Origin of the sequence: Aquimonas sp. (genome assembly GCF_044377145.1) — a bacterium.
Taxonomy (GTDB): Bacteria; Pseudomonadota; Gammaproteobacteria; order Xanthomonadales; family Xanthomonadaceae; genus Aquimonas.
This window is the reverse complement of the sequence record NZ_JBILJQ010000138.1, coordinates 1-5891: the sequence shown is the minus strand read 5'-3', so window position 1 is coordinate 5891 and position 5891 is coordinate 1. Positions and strand designations below refer to the sequence as shown.

Annotated in this window: 2 protein-coding genes; both read right to left on the bottom strand. The window is 67.4% G+C overall.

What is annotated here, in order from left to right; genetic code table 11:
• Nucleotides 1–359: 359 nt before the first annotated feature.
• Nucleotides 360–1991 (bottom strand): hypothetical protein, encoded by a 1632-nt coding sequence (locus ACIQ7H_RS21565; RefSeq protein ID WP_395795449.1) that lies wholly within the window; start codon nt 1989–1991, stop codon nt 360–362.
• A gap of 219 nt (nt 1992–2210) precedes the next feature.
• A complete protein-coding gene (locus ACIQ7H_RS21560; protein ID WP_395795447.1) occupies nt 2211–5372 on the bottom strand; it encodes an error-prone DNA polymerase in 3162 nt (1053 codons plus the stop codon).
• Between the last annotated feature and the right edge of the window lie 519 nt (nt 5373–5891).

Here is a 5891-nt window from a genome sequence, read left to right as displayed (position 1 = left end):
CATCGTGACCCTGCCCAGTGAACTCGGAAGCAACGAGATCGCAAGCATGAGCGAATCCGCCACTCAGGAGAACGAATGACAGCTATCTGGTGAACAGGCTGTCTCAAAGGGGTTGACGCGTTCCGGTAGCGCGGGCAGGGGGGGCTCCGTGAGCCTGCCGATGGATGGCGTCAGCGCTGGTGTGGTGTGTCTACGCCCGAAGCCGCGACTCAGACCAGACTTGTTCAGGCGGCGCGCCTGACCCGCACAGGCGCCCGCGGTCTCGCATCTTCAGCGGTTGTTCTGAAAGCGCGCTGCGTGCAGAGAAGGCCGCCGGGCTCTGCAACACCCGGCGCCATTCGTCACTTGCACGATCGCCTTTACTCGAAGTGTGTTGCCTCTCTGGCGCGCGACTGGCCGCGGTCGTTGTCGCGTTCTTCGCGAACCGGCGCGCTGTCGTAACCGCCGTCATAGCCGCCGCTGTCGCTTTCTGAGCTTCGCGCCGGCTCCGGCTCCGGCTCGCGATAGCTTTCAAAGCGGGCCGCAGGCTCGGGTTCGCTGTAGCTGCGCTCGTAGCTTTCGGCGCCGCGCGAGCGTGCCGGGCTGGCCTCGGTCGGCTCGCTGTAGTTCCGCGCCGGTGCATCGAACCGGTCGCTGGGCTCACTGCTGTACTCGCGGCTCTGATAGCGCGGCGTCTCGCTGCGCACGGGCGCGCTGCGATAGACCGGAGCGCTGGAACTTTCGCCGATTGAGCCGGCGTCGTAGCTGCGTGAACGCAAGCTCGGGGCAGGCGGCTCACCGCTGCTGTCGTTGCGCTGGATCATCCGCCGCTCATAGCTGCCACTGTCGCCGATGGAGCCGGCATCGTAGCTGCGTGAACGCAAGCTCGCGGCAGATGGCTCACCGCTGCTGTCGTTGCGCTGGATCATCCGCCGCTCATAGCTGCCACTGTCGCCGATGGAGCCGGCTTCATAGCGGCGTGAACGCAAGCTCGGAGCAGGCGGCTCACCGCTGCTGTCGTTGTGCTGGATCATCCGTCGCTCATAGCTGCCACTGTCGCTGCTGATCGATGGGCGCCCGGCGGCGCTGCGTGGCGCATAGGTGTCGCCGGTGTCGTAGCCGCGACGCGTGGTGGCGGGTCGGCCCGAATAGGTGTCGATCTCCGCGCCGCGCACGCTCTGCGAGCGCTCCACCGGCACGCCGAAGCCCCGCGTGTTCAGCGGCTGGCGATCGGCGCTGCGGCTGCCATAGTCGGCACCCCGCGAAGGCGCGCGCTGGCTGCCATAGGCAGATGGCGCATAGCTGTCGCGTTGGTCCTGGTAGCGGTAGCTCTGGTCCTGACCGCGATAGTCGCCGCGGCCGTCGCGCCCGCCGAGCCCTGTGGAAGTGCCATCGCCGCGCACCGGCTGCGCGCTGCGCTCGCGCCAGGCCAGGCGCTCGGCCTGGTTGCGGGCATTGCCGTAGCGCGGTGCGTACAGCGCGCTGCTGTAGCGATCGTGGCCGCGGTAGCCGCCGCGCCAGGTGTTGCGATAGTCGTAGTGATCCCAGTCGTAGTAGCTGTCGACCCAGCTGTTGCGATACGGCGAGTACCAGTGGTTGTAGCCGTAGTGCGCGCGATAGCCACCGTAACCCCAATGCGATGAGCCATAGGAGCGGAAGCTGCTGTGGAAGCTCACGCTGAAATAGTTGCGTGGGAAGTAAGTGACCCCGTAATAGAAATCCGGATGCCAGTAGGGATCGTGGTACCAGCGGTTGAGCGGCCAGAACAGCGAGTAGTAGGCCGAGGAGCTGCTGTAATCCGGCGCGTAGTAGCGATAGCCGCTGGAGCCGTAGTCGTAGCTGGCGCCGCCGTAGTAGTAGTCGCCGCGGTCGTCATCGGCCGGCGCGTAATAGCTGTCATCACCCACGTAGCGGCTGTCGCGTGGGTAGCCGTCGTCACGATAGGTATAGGTGGGATAGGTAACGCAGCCGCCCAGCAGCAGCACCAGCAGCAGACTTGTCCAGCGGATCATGATGGCAACCCCTTCGATGCGGGCGCAGAACTCGGGCGCCCTCCGGTGGTGTGGTCGTTCCTGAGCTTCAGCAACGCTGTCGGAGTGTTGGCCCCGGCGAGTGAATTGGTCCTTAAGTTACGGGCTATGGGCGGGGTTCGGACAGCCCGAGCGTTGATCTCGCGGATTGCATTCAGCCCGCGCTGCACATCTGTCGATGCGACGGGTGCGCGGTGAGCTTCAGTGAAAATCGCGCGAGCGCGCATCCAGCCCGCCGAGCAGCTCGGTCGCATCGGTCAGGCGCGCGGCGATCAGGTGGCGCACGCCATCTGCGGCCTCCAGATGGCCGTCGACCATCAGCAGGCGCGATTCCAGCAAGGCACGGCGGAAGCGCACGGCGACCCGCTGCCACACCACCAGATTGATCAGGCCATCTTCGTCTTCCAGGGTCACGAAGGTGACGCCGCTGGCGGTGCTCGGCTGCTGGCGCAGGCTGACCAGGCCGGCCAGGCGCACGTAGGCGCGATCACGCAGGCCACCGAGCTCGCGCGAAGGCCGACAGCCGCGCGCCTTCAGCTGTGGGCGCAGCAGGGCCAGCGGGTGTGGGCCAAGCGTAAGGCCGGTGCGAGCGTAGTCGGCCAGCAGATTCTCGGCGGCGCTCGGTGGCGGCAGCTGTACGGCCACTTCTGGCGTCGGCAGATGCGCGAACAGCGGCAGCGCAGCTTCGACCCCGGCCACCGCCCAGCGCGCGCGATGGCGATGGCCGGCCAGACCGCGCAGGGCGCCGGCCTCGGCGAGCAGGCCGAGGTCGGCGCGATCAAGCTGGGCGCGACGGGCCAGGTCTTCGGCATCGCGAAACGCCTGCTGTGCGCGTGCGGCCAGCAAACGTTCGGCCGCATCGCTTTTCAGCCCACGGATTTCACGCAGGCCGAGACGGATCGGCCCGCGCGCGGTCTCGCCGGGTTCGAGCGAGGAATCCCAGTCGCTGTAGCGCACGTCGATCGGGTGTACGCGCACGCCGTGGCGGCGGGCATCGGTCACGATCTGCGCGGTCGAGTAGAAGCCCAGCGGCTGCGCATTCAGCAGGGCGCAGGCGAAGGCATCGGGGTGGTGGCATTTGAGCCAGCAGCTGACGTAGGTGATCAGGGCGAAGCTGGCCGCGTGCGATTCCGGAAAGCCGTAGCTGCCGAAGCCCTTGATCTGCTCGAACACCTGCTCGGCAAACGCCGCCGGATAGCCACGCGCGGCCATGCCTTCGAGGATGCGCGTGCGATGGTGCTCAAGCCCGCCGCGGCGCTTCCAGGCGGCCATCGAGCGGCGCAGTTCGTCGGCCTCACCGGGCGTGTAGCCGGCGGCGACGATGGCGAGCTGCATCACCTGTTCCTGGAACAGCGGCACCCCGAGGGTGCGTGCGAACACCGCCTTGAGTTCGGCCGACGGATAGGTGACCGGCTCCAGCCCCTGCCGGCGGCGCAGGTAGGGATGCACCATGCCGCCCTGGATCGGCCCGGGCCGCACGATCGCCACCTGGATCACCAGGTCGTAGAAGGTGCGCGGTTTCAGCCGCGGCAGCATCGACATCTGCGCGCGCGATTCGATCTGGAACACGCCGAGCGTGTCGGCGCGCTGGATCATCGCGTAGGTGGCCGCGTCTTCGGCGGGAATGGCGGCGGGTGACAGATCCACATCGCGATGCGCACGCAGCAGGTCAAGACAGCGCCGTACGCAGCTCAGCATGCCCAGCGCGAGGCAATCCACTTTCAGCAGGCCGAGGCTGTCGAGGTCGTCCTTGTCCCACTGGATGATGGTGCGGTCGGGCATGGCGGCGTTCTCCACCGGCACCAGGGTCGACAGCGGTGCATCCGAGATCACGAAGCCGCCGACATGCTGCGACAGATGGCGCGGGAAACCCTTCAGCTCGGTGGCGATCAGCAGCAGTCGCCGCACCAGCGGGCTGCCCAGATCGAAGCCGCGCTCGGCCAGACGCAGCTCGATCGGCACATCGCCCTGGCCGCGAGCCGCTGCAGCGCTCAGTTGTTCGAGCTGATCGGTCGGCAGACCGAGCGCGCGCGCGGCATCGCGCAGGGCGCTGCGGCTGCGGTAGCAGATCACGGTTGCGGCCAGCGCCGCGCGTTCGCGGCCGTAGCGCGTGTAGATGTACTGGATCACCTCTTCGCGGCGCTGGTGCTCGAAGTCGATGTCGATGTCGGGCGGCTCGTTGCGCTCTTTTGACAGGAAGCGCTCGAACAGCAGGGTGCTGTGGGCCGGATCGACCTCGGTGACGCCCAGCGCGAAGCAGACCGCCGAGTTCGCCGCCGAGCCGCGACCCTGGCACAGGATGCCGCGACTGCGGGCGAAGCGGACCAGGTCATGCACGGTCAGAAAGTAGGCGGAGTAGTTGAGCTCGGCGATCAGTCCGAGCTCCTTTTCGATCTGCGCCTGAACAGGTAGCGGCGCCCCGTTCGGCCAGCGCCAGCGCGCGCCTTCGACGGTCAGCAGGCGCAGCCATGAGTCGGGGGTGTGCTCGGTCGGCACCACTTCGCGCGGGTACTGGTACTTCAGTTCGGACAGCTCGAACTGGCAGCGCTCGGCGATGCGCAGGCTCTCAAGCATCAGCGCCTCGCCGTGGATTGCCGACAGCGCACGGCGCGGGCGCAGATGGCGTTCGCCGTTGGCGAACAGCAGGCCGCGCGCCTGGGTGACGGTCAGTCGATGACGCAGCGCGGTCAGGCAGTCCTGCAATGGGCGACGCGCCCGCACATGCATGTGCACATCGCCGCAGGCCACCGTGGGCAGGCCGCAGGCCTTGGCCAGATCGAGCAGGCAGGTCTTGTGGGCATCGTCATCCGGACCGCGGTGCAGCTCGATCGCCAGCCAGACGCGAGTGTTCCACTGCATGGCTATTCGTCGACCCTGGACTTCAAGCTCGGCGATGGGCAGTGGCTGCGGTAGCCACAGCATCAGCAGGCCGGCCGGTGCGGGTTCGAGGTCGGACAGCTCGAAGCGGTATTCACCTTTCAGCGAACGCCGCCGCGCCTGGGTGATCAGTTCGCACAGGGCGGTGTAGCCGGCCATTGTTTCGACCAGCAGCACACATTTGAACGCGCCGTCGCGGGTGCTGAATTCAGCGCCGGTGATCAGCTTCAGGCCGCTGGCGCGGGAGGCCTCAAAGGCGCGCACGATGCCCGCGAGCGAGCACTCGTCGGTGATGGCCAGCGCACGGTAGCCCTGCGATTTCGCCCGTTCGAACAGCTCCAGCGCGCTTGATGCGCCGCGGCCGAAGCTGAAGTTGGACAGGCAGTGGAGTTCGGCGTAGGCGGGAGTGGCTTGGCGCGGGTTGGCGTCCGCGCTGTTGCGTGGGGCGCGGGGGCGCAGCGGCAGGATGTTCTGGTGGGTTGCCATTGGGGATGGGGGTGTCGCCTGCGGCTTGTTGGGGCGAAGATCAAGATCAAGAGCTTTCGGTCAGCCCCGCGGGCTGCCCGAGTCACTTTTCTTTGAGTGGCCAAAGAAAAGCAACCAAAAGAAAGGCCACCCCTCGTCCGCGCCCTACGCGCATCCATGCGCTCCGGGTACGCGTGAGTCGGTCGGGGTTTTCGGACAGGCCATCCCTGGCCTGTCGAAAACCTCGCCGGCATCCCTGCCGGCGACCCTTCGGGCTGATCGACCGCCTCCCGCCGCTCCCCCAGGGGCCCCGGGTAGAGCGCGGGCTTCCTGCCCGCAGAGGCGGGAGCCAAGAGCCGGGAGCCAAGAACGGAAGGACCAGGAACAGTAAGGGCGAGAGCAGAAGGGCGAGAGACGGAGCTGAGGAGACGGAGCGAGGAGACGGAGCGAGGAGACGGAGCGAGGAGACGGAGCGAGGAGACGGAGCGAGGAGACGGAGCGAGGAGACGGAGCGAGGAGACGGAGCGAGGAGACGGAGCG